Genomic DNA, 19374 nt, shown 5'->3' with positions numbered 1-19374 from the left:
TTCTCCAAGAATAAATTAGCGCACGCAAAAACAGAATAAGCAAGTTACTTGGATTTAGCCATTTTCTTCTTTGGCTTCTTTTCCTTTTTGGGCTGTTGTCTGCCCTGCAACAAGGCGTTCATAATCTCATCAATGGGAAGCGGCAAAAGAAACATAGGCTTTTCTTTTATGATTTTCTTTTCGTCTTTTGTATTCATAATTTTAGTATACACTGGTGATTTCAAAGTTCATTCAAAGTTCAGTTGAATGATATTGTTTTGCAATAAAAATGCACACGTCATAACAAAAATGCAATGAATAATCACAGAATCAAAAAGAGCCCCGCGAAATCGCGGGGCTCTTTTTTTGTCAACTAGTTGCTGATCGTAACGTTGCTGGCCTGCGGACCCTTGGGGCCTTGTTCAACATTGAACTCGACCTTCTGGCCTTCCTGCAAGTTGCGGAAACCATCGCCTTGAATGGCAGAGAAATGGACGAAAACGTCCTTTCCGCCTTCGCGTTCGATGAAGCCGAAGCCCTTGTCACCGTTGAACCACTTAACTGTACCGACTATTCTTTCAGACATGTTTTGCCTCCTATGGCAATAAAAAAGTTTTTAGGCGTCTTGGTCGTTCCATCGGAGGTAAACAAAAACAAAACAGCCCACGGATTTGAAACCGTGAGCTGTGGCTGTTCTTCAAACCAACGTAACTTACCGTTATCCTACTGAGCCAATAGTAACAGGGTAATGCGAATAAGTCAATCAAAATTGGCAGTTAAACGCGATCAAGCACGCATCACACAGTTCGTATTGAGCTTATTTCAAACAACTTTCCAACAACCACGCCCTCACAACGACAAGTTAAAGGTGTATGCTTCGGCGATCCAAACACCAGATCGGAACACTATTCGTACATGAAACGCATAACAGGCATCATTCTCATCGCCATCTCCGCCGCGTCCTTCGGGACACTTGCCATCTTCGGTAAATACCTATATGCCGCAGGCATGGATACATTCACCGTGCTCTTCCTACGATTTTCGATTGCCGCAGTCATAATGGTCATCCTTCTCATTGCAAGGCGCGAGTCTCTGCCACGCGGACGGATCCTCGGTCAACTGATCGGGATGGGCGCCTTGGGGTATGTCGGTCAGTCGTTCTCCTACCTGAGTGCCATTCAATATGCATCCGCTGGCTTGGTGGCATTGCTTCTGTACTTGTATCCGATGTTCGTCTTTCTCCTGTCTGTGATCTTTTTACGAGAAAAAATTACGCGCGTCAAAGTCATCGCGTTAGGCATTGCCCTGATCGGCACCGCTCTCACCGTGAATCCCAAAGGCGGCGAATGGACGGGCATTTTGTTCGCCATCTCTGCCGCGGCGATCTATTCCGTCTACATCATCGTCGGCACGAACGTCATGAAACATGTTTCGACAGTGCAATCGTCCACGGTTATTTTTGCATCGGCGGGTACAGTCTACGGGATCCTTGCGGCAATCAATGGCCCACACTTCCCCACAAGTAATTCCTCCTGGCTCGCCATGGCTGGCGTTGTCTTGATCGCCACCGTAATTCCCGTGGTCACATTTCTCGGCGGGCTGGAAAGGATCGGTCCCACCAACGCGGCGATGCTATCCACACTGGAGCCTGTGGTCACTGTCCTTTTGGCTGCGTGGTTATTTCAGGAACGGCTGACGACGGTCACATTGTTGGGAGGTGGCTTGATCATATTCGCGGTTATTTTGCTCGCACGCAATGAACTCCGTCAAACCCGGCCAGCCGAAATCTAAGCACAGGGGAATGCTATAATCACCTTATGAACTTTCTAATCACTGGAGCCGCGGGATTCCTCGGCTCTTCTCTTGCCAACCACCTCGCCCGCGAGGGACATCAAGTCCGTGGGCTCGACGATCTCTCTACGGGCGATCCACAAGCGCTCGCACCCGATGTCCACTTTACGCGCGGTGATGTCAGCGACCGCCCCAAGTTGTGGACTCTCCTTCAAGAGGTGGATGTTGTCTATCATCTCGCGGCACGTGTCTCGGTGCCTGAGTCCGTTTTATATCCTCGGGACTACAACAACGTCAACGTCGGCGGGACAGTGGCGCTCATGGAAGCAATGCGGGATGTCGGCGTACGCCGCGTCGTTCTTGCCTCCTCCGGAGCTGTCTACGGCGATATAGCCGATCAGCCGCTGAAAGAGACTCTCACCCCCAACCCTCGTTCACCGTATGCCGTATCCAAACTCGCGGCGGAATACTACGTCCGCACCATCGGCGGCTTGTGGGGAATCGAAACTGTCAGTTTGAGAATCTTCAACGCCTATGGACCCGGTCAACACCTCCCCGCATCGCATCCACCCGTGGTACCGCATTATCTGAAACAAGCCTTGCGCGGCGGAACCCTCGTCGCACACGGAGATGGCTCGCAAACCCGCGATTACGTCTACGTGGACGATGTGGTCAGCGCACTGGTCGCCTCCGCCACCGCACCGAACATCAACGGGCTTGTCATCAATGTCGGCTCTGGCGTAGAGACCAACGTCCGCGATTTGATCAAGTCCGTGTTGGATGTGACGGGAAGTAAACCCGAAGTGTTATACAACGCCACCACATCTGGTGGCGTCTCACGCATGAGCGCAGACCTATCCATCGCGAAAGAGAAACTCGGCTACCGTCCGTCCATTAAGTTGGAAGAAGGGCTGAGGCTGACGATCAAGAGGGACTCACGATTCAAATGATTAAACACAAAGGGCACGAAGGACACAAAGTTTTAATGGCTTAATCCTTCGTGACCTTAGTGTCCTTCGTGGTAAAAAAATGATTATTCCCCGAGATTTTTACAACCGCCCCACATTGACCGTGGCACGCGAACTGATCGGTGCGCGCTTGGTTCGGATTCTCGATGGCGTGAAGTTGGTTGGCATCATTACCGAAACGGAAGCCTATATCAGCGAAAAGGATTTGGCCTGTCACTGCAAAGCAGGGCGTACACCGCGCACTCAGGTAATGTATGGAGAACCCGGACATGCGTATGTCTATTTTACGTATGGGAATCACTGGATTTTGAACGCGGTCACCGAGCAGGAAGGATTCCCTGCGGCGGTATTGATACGGGCAATACAACCTATTGAGGGCGTTGAAGTCATGCTGGAAAGAAGAAACGGCCGCGATACATTCGGTCCCGGGAAACTTTGTCAGGCAATGGGGATCACTAAAAGCGAGAATACGGTCGATTTGACGGAAACAGGCTCAGGCTTATGGATAGAAGCGGGTGTTAAAGTCCCGAATAAAGCCGTGACGAAAGGCCCTCGTGTGGGTTTAAATAATACGCCTGAGCCATGGCTATCCAAACCCTGGAGATTTTTGGTAAAAGGCTGGAAGATTTTATAATTTTGTCATCGCAATGACGGAGATAACCAAAGGAGATTTTATGGGATTACTTGAAGGTAAGAATGCATTGATTTTTGGTCTGGCAAATGACAAGTCCATCGCGTGGGGCATTACGCAGGCGTTCCATCGTGAGGGCGCGAATATCGGTATCAGCTACGCGGGTCAGATGCTTGAAAAGCGTGTGATGCCGCTCGCAGAAAAAGTAGGATGCAAGTGGGTTGAAGAATGTGATGTAACGAACGATGAGCAGATCGCGGCGACGGCAGAAAAAGCCGCAAAGCAATTTGGCAAGATCGACGTGTTGGTACACTCGATTGCATTCGCGGGCAAGGACGAATTGAGCAGACCGTATTACCAAACCAGCCGCGAAGGCTTCAAGAACGCGATGGACATTTCGGTCTTTTCGTTTGTGGCGTTGACCAATGCATTTCTGCCACTCTTGAACCCCGGCGCTTCGGTGATGTGTCTCACGTATTACGGTTCGGTGAAAGTTGCGCCAAACTATAACGTGATGGGTGTAGCGAAAGCCGCATTGGAATCATCCACACGCTATTTGGCGAATGACCTCGGCCCGCAAGGTATCCGCGTCAATGCGATCTCGGCTGGACCGATCCGCACATTGGCGGCGGCGGGCGTGGGCGGCTTCCGCGATATGTACAAGCACTTTGCTGATGCGGCTCCGATGCGCGAGAATGTGACTATCGAAGATGTCGGCAATTCGGCTGTGTTCCTTGCTTCGAATATGTCCGCTCGCATTACGGGCGAAGTGTTGTACGTAGACTCTGGTTTCAACATCATGGGCGTGCAGATGCCACCGAAAGAAGAGAAGAGCGAGTAAGTCAAGTTACCCTTGATAAGTGAACAGTAGGGGCGGCGCTGCGAAGCGTGCCGCCCTTTTTGTTTTAACGGTAAAATCAACCCTATGTTCAAACGCAATACTATTCCTACTGAAACACAACAACCCGTCCAGGCCGTGGAGCGCATCACGTCGGTGCTGGGTTCGGGTGTCATTTGGCACGGTTCGATCAACGGTTCGGGCGGCGTCCGCATTGAGGGCGCGTTCGAAGGTGAGATCGCTTTGCGCGGTATGCTCGTCGTCGGTGAAACGGGACGTGTCACCTGCCAGAACGTCCGCGCTAACACGGTCATTGTCGCTGGTGCGGTGCGCGGCAACATCACGACTCAAAAATTGGAAATTCGCGGCAGTGGTCGTGTTTGGGGAGACGTGGTCACGACAGCCTTCGTGACGGAAGAAGGCGCCTTCCTAAGAGGCCAGATCCGCATGGAAGAAACGGTCGAGCTGGACCTCGGGCCTGCCACTGAAACAACACAATCGGAGGCCGCCCAAGCCGAGTCCATTGCATCGACGCCGATCGTTGTCCCTGACCCTGAGAGAACACAACGGCTCCCTAAAAGAAAAAAGGCGGAATAACTGTAGGGATGACCAGCTACCCATAGGGTACGATGTGGTCATCCCTACAAATTGTTTATGAAATATCGCGACCTGCAAATCCAAACACAACGTGAAGCGCCGAACAACGCACGGACAGAGGGATTCTCATTCCTTGCCCGCGCAGGGTATTTGACTCGAGAGAATCTGTTGACGAAGTTGGGCGAACACGCCACAAGTCACTTGCGCGAGTTGGCTGACCAATCCCTGCTTTCTCTGCCAACAATTAGTAACAAAAACGAAACTTTCTTCTCTATCGCCTCAGGCGACATTGAAGTTGCGTATTGTCCATCTTGCAAATATACAAAGCGGCTGGAACTCGCTCGCCTTGCAAAGACGGCACTTCCGCAAGAGGAAATGTTATCCGTTGAAAAAATTTCAACGCCCGATTGCAATACCATTGAATCCCTTGCGAATTTACTGAACCTTCCCAAAGAGAAAACCGCTAAAGCATTGATGTACACCCGCATCAGCGATGGAAAATTCATCTTCGTCGTTGTGCGTGGAGACATGCAAGCCAGCGAAGCGAAGTTAAAGGCGCAAGTTGGTGATGTCCGTGCGGCGACGGGGGAAGAAATTGTCCGTGTGGGAGCGGTGGCGGGGTATGCATCAGCTGTCGGGTTGAAAGACGCGTTGATTCTCGTGGATGATCTGGTCCCAGCTTCACAAAATCTTGTTGCGGGAGCAAATGAATCGGGTTGGCATTTCAAGAACACAAATTACGGAAGAGATTATTCTGCTGAGGTCGTTGCGGATCTGGTGCAAGCGAAAGAGGGCGACGCATGTATTGCGTGTGGAAATCCGCTTTCGGTTTTGAATGTCATTCAATTGAACGATGCAGAAAATATTCTTCTGGCTTTGGCCGAAACTCATCACGATGAAAAGGGACTGACTCTCCCCCATCCTGCCGCGCCGTTCGATGTGTATCTCATGCATGTGCCCGGCAAGGAATTAGATACGCGCGCGAAAGCAGAGGAGATTTATAACTCATTGCAAACTGCGGGCGTCTCGGTATTATTTGATGACCGCGATGAACGTGCAGGAGTCAAATTCAACGATGCGGACTTGATCGGATGTCCTGTGCGGGTAACAGTGGGAGAAAAGGGTTTGAAAGAGGGAATGGTAGAATTGAAGCCGCGCAAGGTAAAAGAGAATCAACTTGTAGCGGTTGACGAGATCGTTGAGAAAATCAAATCCCTTTTGAAATGAAATGGGCGGGGAGACCCCGCCCCTACAAAAATAATGAACAACCCCAAAGTCGGACATTTCCCCCCAGCCAAACAAAGCGGCGTAACAACACACGTGATCATCATCATCGTGCTTGCGGCTGTATCGGCATGGGGATTTTGGAATCTCTCGCGTGTGCAGGTAGGGCCATCGTATGTGATGTATCTTCTCGTTGCCTTGATCGCCTTTGCGCCGATTCCTGTCTTTGGATATCGCGTCTACGCACTGCTACGCGCGGACTATTACATCGACCGCGACAGTCTCGCCATTTTGTGGGGCTTGCGCGTGGAAGATATTCCGTTGAGCGATATCGAATGGGTGCGCCCTGCCACTGACCTGACACGTCCATTGAGTCTGCCACCCTTGCGTTTGCCCGGTGCAATACTCGGCACGCGCCGTCATCCTGATCTAGGCGTTGTCGAGTTCATCGCATCCAGCACAAATAACATGATCCTCATCGCAACTTCAAAGCGCGTGTTCGCCATCTCGCCTGAGAAAGCATCGGCACTTGTGCAAACCTTTGCCCGCGCCACAGAGATGGGAAGCTTGACGCCCGCCGAATATAAATCGGTGTATCCGTCATTCATCATCACACAGGCATGGGAAAGCCCCATGGCACGCTTCTTATGGATGAGCGGCCTCTTTCTTAATTTAGGGCTGGTGGTTTGGGTCGGGATATTGATCCCCTCGCTGACGCAAATCCCGTTTGGATTCGATGCACTCGGCGTACCTGACCAGGTCGCTTCGTCTTCGCAATTGATCCTGCTGCCTCTCATCAGCGGCTTCATGTACGCGTTGAGCATTATCGCAGGTCTATATTTTTATCGTTGGGATAAACAACGCCCATTGGCATTCATTGTGTGGATCTCAAGCACGATCTGCGCGGTATTATTCCTTATGGCAGTTTTATTTTTGGTGACGACACCGGTCTAACATCTCAGTGCGGACATTAACTTTCATGCAACTCATCATTGGTCTCATTCTTGCCATCATCATCGCTTATCTTGCTTATCGTGCACACAGCCTCGATCAAAGCGGAGCGATTGCCGCGACCATTGTGGGCACGGTCGTTTTTGGTTTGGGCGGTCTGCAATGGGCAGTACTGCTTCTCATCTTCTTCATTACATCATCGGCGTTAAGTCGACTTTTCAAGAAACGCAAGCAGGGACTCGATGAAAAGTTTTCAAAGGGACATCAACGTGATGCGGGTCAGGTGTTCGGCAACGGTGGCATCGCAACAGCCTTCGTGTTGACCCATGCCATTTACCCCGAATCAGCCGTCCCGTGGATCGGATTCGCGGCCGCGTTAGCGGCTGTCAATGCGGACACTTGGGCAACAGAGTTGGGCGTTCTGAATCCGACTCCCCCCACCATGATCACGGACTTAAGAAAACGCGTCGAAAAAGGGACCTCGGGCGGGATCTCCCTCTTTGGAACTTTTGCCTCGCTGTTGGGTGCATTTGTCATCGCTCTGCCCGCCGCACTGTTTACTGCTAACTGGTTCCTTCTTCCGTTAATTTCTCTTGCTGGCCTCGCTGGTTCGCTCTTCGACTCATTGATCGGTGCCACCGTGCAAGCCATGTACTATTGCCCCATCGACAAAAAAGAGACGGAGAAGCATCCGCTCCACACCTGCGGCACAGAGACGGTTCACATCCGTGGCTGGAAGTGGCTCGACAATGATTGGGTTAATTTTGCGTGTGGCGCGTTCGGCGTATTCATTGCTCTTCTATTGAAAGGATTGTTCTAACATGGCCGTTACATCACACCCCGTGCTTGTCACAGGTGCAAGTGGATTCCTCGCGACTCACACGATCATTCAATTGCTCGAGCAAGGATACAAAGTACGAGGCACATTACGGACCATGAGCCGTGAGAACGAGGTACGCGAGACTCTTCGCAAATACGTGAACGCGGACGACCGTCTCGAATTCGTCAACGCTGACCTCGGTAAAGAGGAAGGCTGGGAACAAGCCGTACAGGGATGCGAATATGTATTGCATGTGGCATCGCCATTCCCGTTATACGAACCAGAACATGAAGATGAGCTGATCAAACCCGCCGTTGAAGGGACCTTATGTGTACTCCGCGCCGCACACGCGGCCAAAGTGAAACGCGTGGTGCAGGTCTCATCGAATGCGGCGATCTCAACAGGGCATGAAGGCGAGAACCGAGCCTTTACCGAAGAGGATTGGTCACGGTTAGATAGGCCGATTGGCGCCTATGCCAAAAGCAAGACTCTCGCCGAACGTGCCGCATGGGACTTCATCAACGGTACAGAAAACGTCAACAAAATGGAATTGGCAACGATCAACCCACCGCTGATCGTCGGTCCCATTCCCAACAAGAACTTCCCCACATCGGCAGAAGCCATCAGCACCTTACTGCGCGGACAAGTGCCCGGCATCGCAAGACTCAAAATGGGGGTTGTAGATGTGCGCGATGTAGCATCAGCGATCATCCTTGCGATGTCCACACCCGAAGCCGCTGGCCAACGATTCTTGTGCTCTGGAGGAACAGCATGGATCAAAGACATCGCTGAGATATTGCATGCCCAATATGGAAGTCGTGGCTACAAGATACCCCGATTGGTATTCCCCGTTTTTCTCGCCAAGCTGGTTGCACTCTTCGATAAAAAAGTTGCGCTCGTCATCCCTTCGCTGAATTGGGATTTTGAACTTTCCAGTGACAAAGCGAAGCGAGTTCTTAACTGGCAACCACGCTCAAGCAAGGAAGCAATCCTTTCGATGGCTGAGAGCTTGATCGAGAATGGCTTGGTGTAGCACGCATAATGAAATCATCACTCGGGTTTGGTTTTATCTTCATTTTCCTCGGTTGTGGAATTTTAAGCCTTTTATTTGATGTGCCAAATCGATATATAACCCGAGAGGTACAAACTCAAGAATTAGCTGGGGAATGGAGAATAAAACAAGAATCCGAAGAAAGGCTTCAGAAGTTTAGAGATACTTTTCCAGATTGGCCAGATCTCGCCCCATGGAAAACAATCCGATTGAACAATGACGGGACATGTCAGGTCAAGCTTGAGATTCAATGGTTACCCAATTACAAAGATTCTCCCCCAGAAATCTCCCACAGTGAAATACCCAATGACGTTCTCACCAACAATATCCTGGCTTGCTCGTGGGAAATAAGCACCACGAACGGGATCACAAGCGAGGGGAATAAAGATGTTCCTAGTGTAAAGATCTCTATTGAGTACCCAAACAACTATAGTCGGACATACAATTTATATATCTATGAGGAAAATGAAGACTTAATTCTATGGAACTTTATTGGGGATCCAGATGACTTTGTTCCTCAAGATTTCGTAAAAACGCAGAACTAACTTCAAGATCAAACATAAAAAACAGGGACAGCACTCCACGTGCCGTCCCTGTTTTCACTTACCAATTACCATTTACCAATGACTATGCCTTCGGCTTCCTATTCAACAACTTCCACAGCCCCCACAGGATCAATGCAGGCGGCAGGACAATGGGCAGGATCACAACGACCAGCCAGATCAAGAAGTCAAAGATACCGCGATAGGCCACAGTCACACTCTTCTTCGCATCGCCAAAGGTTTCACCGGGTTTCCACGGGGCCAGAGTGGCGGTGGGGACAGGAGTATTCGTCGGCGCAATGGTCGGGGTGGGAGTCGGTGTCAGAATGGGCAACTCAGGCTCAAAGTTGACAGTGATCGTTGAAAAGGCCGCGCGATCTGAAAGATAATTCATGCGTCCCTTGATCTGTTCGATCTGTGATTCGATATTCGCTAATTCCTGATTGATGCGCAAGGCCTCGTCCACGCTTTTCGCATCTTTCAAAAATTCCTGAATACGAGCACGCGTCGCCTCGAGATTAACCAACTGCGATTGCAAGTCCACATACTGGTCGGTCACATCTTCGCCCGATGCATTCTCATCCAACACGCGGATCGAAAGATCGCGCAGACGATTCAAACTATGTTCGAACTCATCCACCGGTACGCCCATAGTGATCGTGGCATACATCAGGTTATTGCCAAAATAATCCTGATACCAGACGCGGGAGCTCACGATATATCCGCCCACATCAGAAACGATCTGGGTTGTGCGATTGATGGCTGTACTCGTCTCTTTCACCAACAAACGCATATCCGCATTCTTGATGACCTTCCGATTCGTGTTTTGCACCACCACATTCTCCCCTTCAGGGTTGGCAATTTCATAAGCGCCCCCATCCACGCTTGATTTCTGTGCATCTTGCACCGGCGCGAGTCCCGCCACGTCGGCGGCAGGCGCCTCCTGCGCGGCATATGATTCCACCACCATCGTCGCGGCCGGCAATATCATTTCATCTACGAACGGCGCTTCGGTAGCGGACGGTGCCATGGCACTTCCACAAGCGGCCAACAACAGAACACCAACAACAAACAACATCAACAGACTAGATCGAGTTTTCATCTTATCCTCCGTGAACAGATTTTACTTTCGGCGTTAAGTCATGGACGATGGGCTGGATAAAATGTTCCCCTGAGCGTTCTGGATCTTTGTTACTTTGTCTTTTCAAAAATGACAACCGGCTCATCCGACCATCCGTCTGTCTGCGCTTTCAAAAGCAGTTTCGCCACTTCAGCAGGGAAAACTTTCTCGTGTTGTGGCAACTCCTCGATTGGCATCCAGATCGGGACGTATACACCCTCATCTGGATCGAAAGGATTGGAATCGGTGAACTCCTCTCCTGTGCCCGTACCAAACTCTCCACCGACTCTCTCCACCAAAAAATAGACTTGTGTACTTTGATCAAAATGGATGGTCACCACCTGTTGCTTGATCACAACTTCCACACCCAACTCTTCCATCGTCTCACGGATGGCGGCAGCCTCAATCGTCTCGCCTTCGTCCACACCGCCGCCGGGGAACACAAAATAATCCAACCCACCGCGATGACGTTCGATCAACGCAACTTTATCGTCTTCGATCAGTACAATCCCAGCACGAGTTCGCATGAACATCTCCCTTCTTGGCGACTACGGTTTGCCGTTCAAATAGCTGATCGCATGGAACAATGCCGCCACCTGTAAAGCATGCGGAAACTCCCCGCGCTTTGTCATTTCCATCAAATCTTCCAATGGCACAAGATGAACTTCAATATCTTCGCCATCATCGAGGTCTTGTCCACTTACTTTTTCCGCGCCTAATGCAAGGAAGCAGTACATCGAATTCGTTTGAAGCGCGGGGTTGGGATACAACTTTGCCACCTGGATAAACTCGCGAGCTGTATAACCTGTCTCTTCGATCAATTCCCGCTTCACACCTTCCAATGGGTCTTCCTCGTCTTCCACCACACCACCGGGAATCTCCCACAACACTTCTTGCACGCCGTGACGGTATTGTTTGATCAAAACCACTTCATTCTTTTCGGTCAGCGCAACAACGTTCGCCCACGAGCGGAATTCAAAAATGGTCGCGTCGAGGAATTTGCCATTGGGCAATTCGCACTTATCAATACGGAATCTCGGACGAATATAAGATGACTCTAAAACTTTCCAGGGCGTGATGGTCATGGGTTACGATTCCTCTGTTTCTCGTGCCGTATGGGATGTAAAAGACTCCAACTGGAGAATGGGCAAATGTCAGTATAAACCGTGAAAGATTTCGATGGAAGGGGTTATATTGCCTACTGCTGCAATATGTGGCCGCTCTAGGTATAATTTTTGCATCATGACCATCACCCACAAGGACGTCCGCAACTACTACGATGAAAACACCCGTCTGTTCCTCGCTTTCAGCAACTCGAAACAAGCGCAAAACATCCACCGCTCATTATGGACAGACGATACACAAACACTTGAAGATGCCCTCAATGTAACCAACGAACGGATACGTGTCGAGATCGAATCCATCGCACCCATCGGCGCACGTATCGCAGACCTTGGCTGTGGCGTCGGTGCAGGGTTATTTTATATCGTCCCGCGTTTACAGGAGCCCGCACCTGCACTAGGCGTAACGATCAGCCCGGTACAAGCACAACTGGCAAATCAATTTACAAAACAAATCGGGTTGGAGAATCAGATCCTTTTCGCAGAAGGTAATTTCATACACATGCCGCTAAAAGACGAAACGCTGGATGTCATCTTTTCGGTTGAGGCTATCGTCCACACAGCAGAGCAAGAACAATATTTCCAAGAGACGAGTCGGCTACTGCGGAAAGGTGGCAAACTGATCATCGTGGATGATTATCAAGCGGCGCGGCCACTGTCACCAGCAGAAACGCGTTGGCTAAACACATTCAAAAACGGGTGGCATGTCCCCGGTGTAATCACCACAGAACAAGCCACCACATTTGCAAAGCAACATCAATTACGTTTACTCAAGAACGACAACCTAACGCCATATCTGCGCCTACGCAATCTGCCAAATTTTCTTGCGCGTACATTGCGTTTCATCGGTGAGCATATTCCGATCAAACACACCATTGTCTCATCCATGCTAGGGAGTATGGCGTTACAACAATGCCTGTACACAGACATTATCGAATATCGTTTTTTAGTGTTCGAGAAAATCTAAAATCGATTCAAACGCAATGGTTGTAGATCAAGCGCTGTCTGCTTCCCATTGATCAGCTCCGTCACCACCTGCCCCGTACCAGGTCCAAGCGAAAGACCAAGCATCGCATGCCCCGTAGCAAGGATCAAATTGCTGTGCTTCGGTGAACGCCCAATGATCGGAACCCCATCGGGCGTCGTCGGTCGAAGCCCTGCCCACGTTTCTTTCACATCGAGCTTTTCATCGAGCCGCAAATACTCACGCGCCGAATTCTCAATGCGTTGAATCCAGATCGGGTTCGGCGTCATACCGCTATTCCCCACTTCCAACCGCCCAGTAAACCGCAAGACATCTCCCATCGGCGAAACTGCGACCCTGCGTTCCCCCAAGATAAGCGCGTGGCTCGGCATCTGCTTTGTCGCAGACATGGTCAGGCTATATCCGCGCGCAGGCTGGATGGGAACATTCAATTTCAGGTCACGTGCCACGGATGGGGTCAACGAACCAGCCGCCAGGATGACGTGCTCCGCTTCAAACTCAGCCGAGGCTGTTTTCACAACCCGAACCTTTCCCTCCGCTGATTCAAATCCTGTGACCGGCGTGTTCTCAAGCATTTCGCATCCCATCGCACGGACGCGGTCGCTTAATAGTTTGAGAAACACAGCCGGGTTGAGGTGCGAGTCACCTGTGAAATGCACGCTACCGATGACATCTTCCAATGCGGCGGGTTCCACTTCATGAATTTTGGATTTATCGTACACACTGACAGGGATTCCATGCTTCTGCATGAACTCACCTTCATGCTGTCCATCGTAGAAGGCGTTTTCAGTTTTGTATAAAAAGAGCAAACCTTTCTCTTGATACGAGCAGTCAAACTTTTCTTCAGCGATGATCTGCGCAAAGTTCTTCGCGCTTAGTTGGCCGAGGTCGTTCAATGGTTTGATACTGCGTTGAACATTCGCATCACTACACGCCAACGTGAACTTCAACAGCCACATTAGGTAATTCGGGTCGAGACTGATCTTCATTCCAAAAGGACTGTGTGCAGGGTCTAGCATCCACTTGAGGGCAGATGTCACTACGCCCGGCGCCGCCAGCGGAATGATATGACTCGGCACGATATGCCCCGCGTTACCTGAGCCACTGCCCTTGCCGATTTCTTTTGCATCGAGCAAAGTCACTTTTCTTCCAGATTTCAAAAGGTAATAAGCACAGCTTAAACCTACGGGTCCCCCACCGATGATAAGGACATCTGATTTTGTTGTCATTGAAAATTCCTATTGAACCGCAAAGCACGCGAAGGTCGCCAAGAAAACATTTCTTTTATCTTTGCGTTCTTAGCGCTCTTCGCAGTTAATTTCTTAAATTCCTTTTCCGAACGGATCGCGGTCATCCACCAAGATCGCGCCTTCGGACATGACCCACGCTTCGCCAGTAATGGTTGGGATGATCTTGTCACCGTCTAATTGCACACTGCCTTCAAAGATACTGCCGACGACGCTTTGTTGTTTCCAGATTTGTCCCACTTGCAATTTGCCATCACCATAAAGACAAGCCAGTTTTGCACTCGTGCCTGTCCCGCAGGGAGAACGGTCATAAGCTTTGCCCGGACACAAAACAAAACTTTTGCTGTCGGCATCAGGCGTGGATGCGAATAACTCAACGTGGTCGATCTCCGCGCCGTTCGCGCCGATGATGCCGTTTGCAGTCAACTGCTCGCGGACTCGCCACGAGAAATCGGTGAGCGCTTCGAGGTTTTGCATGTTGACTTCAAGTCCGTGGTCATGACAGAGGAAGAACCAGTTGCCGCCCCACGCCACGTCGCCGTGGACAGTTTTGCCGTCAACGGTGACAGGGACATGAGTCAGGTGGCGATATGCAGGGATGTTTTTGACGGAGACTCGATTGGGGTACATGTCATTGCGAGGGCGCTCTTGGTTTTCGCCCGAAGCAATCCCATGAGCCGAGGGGGAGATTGCTTCGTCGGGCTGAAGCCATCCTCGCAACGACATATCATGTAGAGTTGCTTCCACAACTCCAACAGGAGTCTCCACACGAATCACACCGGGTTGGACTTTTCCTAAGTATGCCAATGATGTAATGAGACCAATCGTGCCGTGTCCGCACATGCCGAGGTAGCCGACGTTGTTGAAGTAGATGACGCCGAATTGACAGGTTGGGTCGGCGGGCGGGACGAGGTATGCTCCGACGAGCACGTCTGAGCCGCGGGGTTCTAGCAGGACGGTGCGGCGCAGGTCGTCGTGGTGCGCTTTCAGCGTGGATAATTTGTCAGCAACAGAACCAGTTCCGAGGTCGAAAGGAAGCGAAGTGATGAGGCGAGTAGGCTCGCCGCCGGTGTGTGAGTCCAAGAAGGGAATCTTTATCATGAGTCGAGAGTCAGGTGTTTGAACGTTCGAACGTTTAAACGTTATAACGTCTTAAAGATGCGTTCGAATTCTTTGCGGTCGTCATCGGCTAAAGGCAAGAGAGGTTGACGAGGTGCGCCGACCTTGATGCCACGTAGTTCACAGCCGAGCTTGACTTTTTGGGTGTAACCGCCGCTTTCCATGTTGCGGAGGAGCGGGAGGAGCTTGTCCATGTGCTTGCGGGCGGTGACGAAATCGTTGTTGAGCGCGGCTTCGAGGACGTTGTGATGTTCGAGCGGAGCGCAGGAAGCGGCGCCGCCAATCCATGAGGTGGTGCCCCACAGGAAGTAGTCGAGCGCTTGATCGTCGGAGCCGCAGATCATTTGATAGCGGTCGCCGTAGCGCAGACGAAACTCGTAGACGCGGGACATGTCGCTGGAGGCTTCTTTGATGCCGATGATGTGATCGTATTTTGCCAGACCGTCCATCACTTCGTAGCTGACTTCGGTGCCCGCGCGCCAGGGGAAGTTGTAAAGCACGATGGGAATTTTGACGGCTTTGGCGACGGCTTCGTAATGCGCGAGCAGTTCGCGCTGGTTGGGACGTGAATACGGCGGGACGGCGACCATGAGCGCGTCGTAGCCCATCTCTTCGGCGATCTGCGAGTAGCGGACCACGTCACGCGTGGCGCCAGAGTTGGTGCCTGCAATGAGCGTCACCCGCCCGTTGACTTTCTCTTTGGTGAATTTGAAAATATCCAGCCGTTCGGCTTCGGTGAAGGCGTAGACTTCGCCCGTGGTGCCGCCGGGGACGAGCCCTGCGATCTTGTTGGCGATCAGGTATTCGATCAGTTGTTCAAGGACGGGGTAGTTGATGCTTTCGTCCGCGTTGAAGGGTGTGACGATGGGGGCGTATATTCCTTTGAGTTGCATGAGGGAGGCTCCAGTTGGTGAGTATGAGAGTGCGTCGCACCTGACTGACGGGGAAAGGCTACCGATTGAGATTCTTCTGCTCAACCAGAAAAAATCAACCCGTATGGTGCGACGCACTACGGGTGCAGTGAAAGTTTACTTTCCCCAGTTGTGGGAAAGGAATAAATTATTTGGCTATATAGTATCGATCATGCAATTGGATTTTTTTGAATCGAAAATGCACAATCATAGTCTCCTGTAGCCTTGCATCTGAACTCAGCGACTCGGAATTCTTGACCATTAGAAATCCATTTTAAACTTTCTTGTAAGAAACCAACTGCCATAAAACACACACACTTATCTAATCCTGTACGTTCTAAACAATAAGGGCATTTGTCTATTGTCCAAATCCATTCAGTGGCATTTTCCTGAACAGTAATTTTTTGGTTGCTCATTTGCGTAAACATCTTGGCAAGAGCGGGTAGCCCTATTTTTAATTTGGCTTGTAATGGAAGAGCTGCAATCGTTAAATTTAACCCACCAGTGAAAAATCCAAATCTACGTATCATATCTGAGAACATCGCACGCCCTACACGAAGAGCAAGGGCGCGCCCACCACGCACCTCAAATAATTCTTCTAATGAAGCACCAACTTTTGAGAACGCTGACACATTAAAATTCTTTTCAAGATTATCAGGAGGATAATTTTCTATATATTGAAATAATGAAGCAAGATTTAAAATTGCGTTCGTTGCGTTCTTGCTTTCGAGAGCATCTTCAAGGGAATTGAATAATGTCAACCCCATTGCGTTGGTGCAATATAGATGGTCTTCTTGAGAAGATTCAAGTATATCTGTTGCTGTTGCTGCATTACTCACAGGCACTAGCCATTCAGACTGCTCTGATAGAGAATTTGTACTCTTTTCATTAATATCAATTTCGGAATCCGAGACAACAAATTGTATGCCTAGCGAGTCGGCACGTCTCCTCAGACTAACCAATAATCTTTCAAATGCTCGTTCCCGTTGACCTTCAAAATAATCCGCATATTGCCATGCACGCAATCGGCGCGGCGGTTCGCATTCTTCCAAACGTACAGGGATAATGTATAAAGTGCCTTCGGGTTTGTAATCAGCATAATCCAACGCAGTCCGAATTTCGCGTTGAACATAGCCTTCTTTGGTAGTTGAGCCTTTGGAAAGGCAAACGATAATTACATCTGTCTCTTCAATAGCTTTTTCGATCTCAATGTTCCAATCCATGCCAGGGAAGAGTTCTTCTTCGTCCAGCCAGGGTTGAATCCACGGTTCGACGCGAAGTCTTTGGTATAACTCACGCACGGCGGGTTTGTCGTTGCTGGAATGACAGAGAAACACTTTTAGAGGGCGATTGGTTGTCATAAGCTTTGTCCCCATTAGGGATGTTGTTTTTGAATTTTACGACTTATCTTGAAAGTCCGCGAGTAGCTTTCGCAAAATCGGAATAATCGGCGGGCTGATCTCGGATGGGATTTCGGCCAACGGGAAATATTTCCAATCGGTGTGCTCGTGGCTGATGTGGACTTGTCCACCATGAACGCGGGATATGTACGTAATGGTCACGTTGTGGACTTCGTCTCCGTTTGGGTAGCGGTAGAATTGGTCCGCGCCAGAGAAAACGCCATACAGAGATAGTTCCCCAAGTTCGAGCCCTGTCTCTTCGAGAGTTTCGCGCTTGGCGGCTTCTTCCACTACTTCACCGGGCTCCACGGCACCGCCGGGCGGCCCCCAACATTTGTTGTCCCTGCGCTTGAGCAGGAGCAAGCGGTTTTGTTCATCGAACACAAAAACGGTCGCCCCCACCATCAACAGCGGACGATGTCCCACATACTTTCGCAGTTCGAGCAAATAGTCCATATATTATATTTACACGTCACCGAAGGCCAAGTCTTTTCCAGTTGACATCAGGAGAGTCTTTAAGAAGATATAACGTCATATATCTATATTTCACTACTACATAGTTATCTTCAGCCATCGAATCGACATTCTGACTGCCCCAAAAGAACTTCTGCACATAAGTTGGCTTTAACTCAACAATGGAATACTTTAAGTCATATTTATTATGACCGGGGACACTGGCCATCCCATTGAACGATACCGAGCCCGATAGATCAGGAGGCAAGTTGGCAATATAAACGTCAGATTTACCCAAAAAATCGATGGCTTTGCTATCAACGTAGTATGGAATCGTACCCGCCCAAAACACTCCTACCGTAGCACTGGGGGTAAGGATATCGTTTAGGGCTACAGCAATATTTGCATTTCGATAGTTAGCGTTTACTTGAAATGGTTTAGAGTGAAAAAATATTTCTGGCCAGAAGCGAAGGTTAATCATACCCACGCAAGCCACCAGTAAAGCTAACGATACAGCCAAATTAAATCCATTTTTCTGAATGCCACTAAATTTGACAACATATTTCCCCAGGACAAACGCGCCATCCACGGTAAGCAACAATAACAACGGCATGGTTGGCGACATGATTCGCCAATAATTCCATGGGTCCCCGCCTACATAGACTTGATAAATGACAGACACAGCAAACAAAGAGAATAAAAGTAATTTTTGCTTATGAAAGTGAAATAACAAAGCGATGATCGAAAATGTCAAAACGACAATTGCCTCTTTCAAATAAGGCCAGATAAAACCCAATCCATTTTGGATACGTAAAGGCAATGGCATCCCAGTCATTTTAAGAACATAAGTATTGGGGAGGAATTGGCCATAATACATGTATTGAAACCATAACTCCCCAACAATAAAAACAAAATACAAACCAGCCGAAGCTAGATACCATTGCACTTTATTTTTACCGTCTCGCGCCCTAAAACCATCAACACAAAGATACCCCCATAAAATAAAGAAAAAAATAAAGGAATCGTTTCTCGTCAGAAATGCGAGTCCACCTGCTGTTGAAAAAAGGAGCAGATACATAGGTTTGGTTTCCCGGGTATATTGCAAAGCAAAAAAGACCCCAGAAAGCAACAACACACTTAATAAGCCTGTTTCCATTCCCATCAGAGACCAATACGCTAATGGGTAATATACCAATCCACACAGAAAAGCCAGAACAACAAAAAATTTTTTATGGTCATTGTTATCGTTTGAAAAAATGACACTTGCGATCTTTGCATTCATTCCGGCAATCATCAACATAAAAAACGCACCAAGAATTTGAATCATCAAAACGGATGTGGTTTTGCTTAGAAACAAAGTAACCAAAGACATAATCAATACCATAAGAAGATTGGTATATCCTTGAACATATTCCCCGGCATTCCAAACTAAACCCTGTCCATGTGAAAAATTCCAAGCATAGCGCATGGAAATCATTGCATCATCAAACAGAGAGTACGACCGCTGTCTATCAATGGTAATGAATGATGATTGATAAATAAATAACCCACTCCAGACGAGAAATCCCGCGGCTATTATTATCGTCAGAAAGACATTCAAGTTAACGTTGATTCTCTTCATAATCC

General features: G+C 49.4%; 22 protein-coding genes. 11 read left to right on the top strand and 11 right to left on the bottom strand.

Annotation, left to right across the window (positions count from 1 at the left end):
• Positions 1–44: 44 nt before the first annotated feature.
• The gene (locus IPP66_12880) at positions 45–197 is read right to left on the bottom strand and encodes a hypothetical protein (protein ID MBK9926173.1); all 153 of its coding nucleotides are present in this window, start codon (positions 195–197) and stop codon (positions 45–47) included.
• A 155-nt stretch (positions 198–352) separates the two neighbouring features.
• The gene (locus IPP66_12875; GenBank protein MBK9926172.1) at positions 353–565 is read right to left on the bottom strand and encodes a cold-shock protein; all 213 of its coding nucleotides are present in this window, start codon (positions 563–565) and stop codon (positions 353–355) included.
• A gap of 329 nt (positions 566–894) precedes the next feature.
• Here IPP66_12875 and IPP66_12870 point away from each other — a divergent pair, with 329 nt between their 5' ends.
• The 10 genes from IPP66_12870 (at position 895) to IPP66_12825 (ending at position 9395) form a co-directional block, all read left to right on the top strand.
• Positions 895–1770 (top strand): EamA family transporter, encoded by an 876-nt coding sequence (locus IPP66_12870; protein ID MBK9926171.1) that lies wholly within the window; start codon positions 895–897, stop codon positions 1768–1770.
• Between the two features lie 26 nt (positions 1771–1796).
• Positions 1797–2720 (top strand): NAD-dependent epimerase/dehydratase family protein, encoded by a 924-nt coding sequence (locus tag IPP66_12865; protein MBK9926170.1) that lies wholly within the window; start codon positions 1797–1799, stop codon positions 2718–2720.
• Positions 2721–2799: 79 nt separating this feature from the next.
• Positions 2800–3372: a DNA-3-methyladenine glycosylase gene (locus IPP66_12860; protein MBK9926169.1), complete on the top strand. Its 573-nt coding sequence runs from the start codon at positions 2800–2802 to the stop codon at positions 3370–3372.
• 40 nt (positions 3373–3412) lie between these two features.
• Positions 3413–4210, top strand: a complete 798-nt coding sequence (locus IPP66_12855) for an enoyl-ACP reductase (GenBank protein MBK9926168.1) — start codon at positions 3413–3415, stop codon at positions 4208–4210.
• 84 nt (positions 4211–4294) lie between these two features.
• A complete protein-coding gene (locus IPP66_12850) occupies positions 4295–4804 on the top strand; it encodes a polymer-forming cytoskeletal protein (GenBank protein MBK9926167.1) in 510 nt (169 codons plus the stop codon).
• A 57-nt stretch (positions 4805–4861) separates the two neighbouring features.
• Positions 4862–6031: a hypothetical protein gene (locus IPP66_12845; GenBank protein MBK9926166.1), complete on the top strand. Its 1170-nt coding sequence runs from the start codon at positions 4862–4864 to the stop codon at positions 6029–6031.
• 33 nt (positions 6032–6064) lie between these two features.
• Positions 6065–6982 (top strand): hypothetical protein, encoded by a 918-nt coding sequence (locus IPP66_12840; GenBank protein MBK9926165.1) that lies wholly within the window; start codon positions 6065–6067, stop codon positions 6980–6982.
• A gap of 25 nt (positions 6983–7007) precedes the next feature.
• The gene (locus IPP66_12835) at positions 7008–7799 is read left to right on the top strand and encodes a DUF92 domain-containing protein (GenBank protein ID MBK9926164.1); all 792 of its coding nucleotides are present in this window, start codon (positions 7008–7010) and stop codon (positions 7797–7799) included.
• 1 nt (position 7800) lies between these two features.
• Positions 7801–8832, top strand: a complete 1032-nt coding sequence (locus IPP66_12830; protein MBK9926163.1) for an aldehyde reductase — start codon at positions 7801–7803, stop codon at positions 8830–8832.
• Positions 8833–8840: 8 nt separating this feature from the next.
• Complete coding sequence (locus IPP66_12825) at positions 8841–9395, top strand: hypothetical protein (GenBank protein ID MBK9926162.1); 555 nt, start codon at positions 8841–8843, stop codon at positions 9393–9395.
• Positions 9396–9477: 82 nt separating this feature from the next.
• On the opposite strand, the gene IPP66_12820 is transcribed toward IPP66_12825, so the two are convergent.
• From IPP66_12820 to IPP66_12810, 3 genes are all read right to left on the bottom strand, one after another.
• Complete coding sequence (locus tag IPP66_12820; GenBank protein ID MBK9926161.1) at positions 9478–10494, bottom strand: DUF4349 domain-containing protein; 1017 nt, start codon at positions 10492–10494, stop codon at positions 9478–9480.
• A gap of 89 nt (positions 10495–10583) precedes the next feature.
• Positions 10584–11039 carry an NUDIX domain-containing protein gene (locus IPP66_12815; GenBank protein ID MBK9926160.1) on the bottom strand — a complete coding sequence of 152 codons (456 nt, stop codon included), beginning with the start codon at positions 11037–11039 and terminating at the stop codon, positions 10584–10586.
• Positions 11040–11060: 21 nt separating this feature from the next.
• Positions 11061–11597: an NUDIX hydrolase gene (locus IPP66_12810; protein MBK9926159.1), complete on the bottom strand. Its 537-nt coding sequence runs from the start codon at positions 11595–11597 to the stop codon at positions 11061–11063.
• A 157-nt stretch (positions 11598–11754) separates the two neighbouring features.
• Between IPP66_12810 and IPP66_12805 the strand changes: the two genes are divergently transcribed.
• Positions 11755–12600: a methyltransferase domain-containing protein gene (locus IPP66_12805; protein ID MBK9926158.1), complete on the top strand. Its 846-nt coding sequence runs from the start codon at positions 11755–11757 to the stop codon at positions 12598–12600.
• Here IPP66_12805 and IPP66_12800 read toward each other — a convergent pair.
• The 6 genes from IPP66_12800 to IPP66_12775 all read right to left on the bottom strand — a co-directional run bounded on the left by IPP66_12800 (position 12597) and on the right by IPP66_12775 (position 19369).
• Entirely contained in the window at positions 12597–13847 is a 1251-nt protein-coding gene (locus tag IPP66_12800; GenBank protein MBK9926157.1) for an FAD-dependent oxidoreductase, read from the bottom strand. The genes IPP66_12805 and IPP66_12800 overlap by 4 nt on opposite strands.
• 93 nt (positions 13848–13940) lie before the next feature.
• The gene (locus IPP66_12795) at positions 13941–14966 is read right to left on the bottom strand and encodes a proline racemase family protein (GenBank protein MBK9926156.1); all 1026 of its coding nucleotides are present in this window, start codon (positions 14964–14966) and stop codon (positions 13941–13943) included.
• A gap of 41 nt (positions 14967–15007) precedes the next feature.
• Positions 15008–15877 carry a 4-hydroxy-tetrahydrodipicolinate synthase gene (gene dapA / locus IPP66_12790; protein MBK9926155.1) on the bottom strand — a complete coding sequence of 290 codons (870 nt, stop codon included), beginning with the start codon at positions 15875–15877 and terminating at the stop codon, positions 15008–15010.
• Positions 15878–16065: 188 nt separating this feature from the next.
• Positions 16066–17256, bottom strand: coding sequence for a toll/interleukin-1 receptor domain-containing protein (locus IPP66_12785; GenBank protein ID MBK9926154.1), 1191 nt, complete (start codon positions 17254–17256; stop codon positions 16066–16068).
• Between the two features lie 36 nt (positions 17257–17292).
• Positions 17293–17751: an NUDIX domain-containing protein gene (locus tag IPP66_12780; GenBank protein MBK9926153.1), complete on the bottom strand. Its 459-nt coding sequence runs from the start codon at positions 17749–17751 to the stop codon at positions 17293–17295.
• 16 nt (positions 17752–17767) lie between these two features.
• Positions 17768–19369: a hypothetical protein gene (locus IPP66_12775; protein MBK9926152.1), complete on the bottom strand. Its 1602-nt coding sequence runs from the start codon at positions 19367–19369 to the stop codon at positions 17768–17770.
• Positions 19370–19374: the final 5 nt, after the last annotated feature.

Origin of the sequence: Candidatus Defluviilinea proxima, assembly GCA_016721115.1 — a bacterium.
GTDB classification, from domain to species: domain Bacteria; phylum Chloroflexota; class Anaerolineae; order Anaerolineales; family Villigracilaceae; genus Defluviilinea; species Defluviilinea proxima.
This window is presented reverse-complemented; position numbering and strand designations above follow the sequence as displayed.

Excerpts from the sequence above, each read along its gene's own strand:
- IPP66_12795 (MBK9926156.1), bottom strand. The coding sequence starts at position 14,966 with ATGATAAAGATTCCCTTCTTGGACTCACACACCGGCGGCGAGCCTACT.
- IPP66_12785 (MBK9926154.1), bottom strand. The coding sequence starts at position 17,256 with ATGACAACCAATCGCCCTCTAAAAGTGTTTCTCTGTCATTCCAGCAAC.
- IPP66_12825 (MBK9926162.1), top strand. The coding sequence starts at position 8,841 with ATGAAATCATCACTCGGGTTTGGTTTTATCTTCATTTTCCTCGGTTGT.
- IPP66_12880 (MBK9926173.1), bottom strand. The coding sequence starts at position 197 with ATGAATACAAAAGACGAAAAGAAAATCATAAAAGAAAAGCCTATGTTT.
- IPP66_12820 (MBK9926161.1), bottom strand. The coding sequence starts at position 10,494 with ATGAAAACTCGATCTAGTCTGTTGATGTTGTTTGTTGTTGGTGTTCTG.
- IPP66_12855 (MBK9926168.1), top strand. The coding sequence starts at position 3,413 with ATGGGATTACTTGAAGGTAAGAATGCATTGATTTTTGGTCTGGCAAAT.
- IPP66_12775 (MBK9926152.1), bottom strand. The coding sequence starts at position 19,369 with ATGAAGAGAATCAACGTTAACTTGAATGTCTTTCTGACGATAATAATA.
- IPP66_12875 (MBK9926172.1), bottom strand. The coding sequence starts at position 565 with ATGTCTGAAAGAATAGTCGGTACAGTTAAGTGGTTCAACGGTGACAAG.
- IPP66_12870 (MBK9926171.1), top strand. The coding sequence starts at position 895 with ATGAAACGCATAACAGGCATCATTCTCATCGCCATCTCCGCCGCGTCC.
- IPP66_12805 (MBK9926158.1), top strand. The coding sequence starts at position 11,755 with ATGACCATCACCCACAAGGACGTCCGCAACTACTACGATGAAAACACC.
- IPP66_12845 (MBK9926166.1), top strand. The coding sequence starts at position 4,862 with ATGAAATATCGCGACCTGCAAATCCAAACACAACGTGAAGCGCCGAAC.
- dapA (MBK9926155.1), bottom strand. The coding sequence starts at position 15,877 with ATGCAACTCAAAGGAATATACGCCCCCATCGTCACACCCTTCAACGCG.
- IPP66_12850 (MBK9926167.1), top strand. The coding sequence starts at position 4,295 with ATGTTCAAACGCAATACTATTCCTACTGAAACACAACAACCCGTCCAG.
- IPP66_12860 (MBK9926169.1), top strand. The coding sequence starts at position 2,800 with ATGATTATTCCCCGAGATTTTTACAACCGCCCCACATTGACCGTGGCA.
- IPP66_12810 (MBK9926159.1), bottom strand. The coding sequence starts at position 11,597 with ATGACCATCACGCCCTGGAAAGTTTTAGAGTCATCTTATATTCGTCCG.
- IPP66_12815 (MBK9926160.1), bottom strand. The coding sequence starts at position 11,039 with ATGCGAACTCGTGCTGGGATTGTACTGATCGAAGACGATAAAGTTGCG.
- IPP66_12840 (MBK9926165.1), top strand. The coding sequence starts at position 6,065 with ATGAACAACCCCAAAGTCGGACATTTCCCCCCAGCCAAACAAAGCGGC.
- IPP66_12830 (MBK9926163.1), top strand. The coding sequence starts at position 7,801 with ATGGCCGTTACATCACACCCCGTGCTTGTCACAGGTGCAAGTGGATTC.
- IPP66_12780 (MBK9926153.1), bottom strand. The coding sequence starts at position 17,751 with ATGGACTATTTGCTCGAACTGCGAAAGTATGTGGGACATCGTCCGCTG.
- IPP66_12835 (MBK9926164.1), top strand. The coding sequence starts at position 7,008 with ATGCAACTCATCATTGGTCTCATTCTTGCCATCATCATCGCTTATCTT.
- IPP66_12800 (MBK9926157.1), bottom strand. The coding sequence starts at position 13,847 with ATGACAACAAAATCAGATGTCCTTATCATCGGTGGGGGACCCGTAGGT.
- IPP66_12865 (MBK9926170.1), top strand. The coding sequence starts at position 1,797 with ATGAACTTTCTAATCACTGGAGCCGCGGGATTCCTCGGCTCTTCTCTT.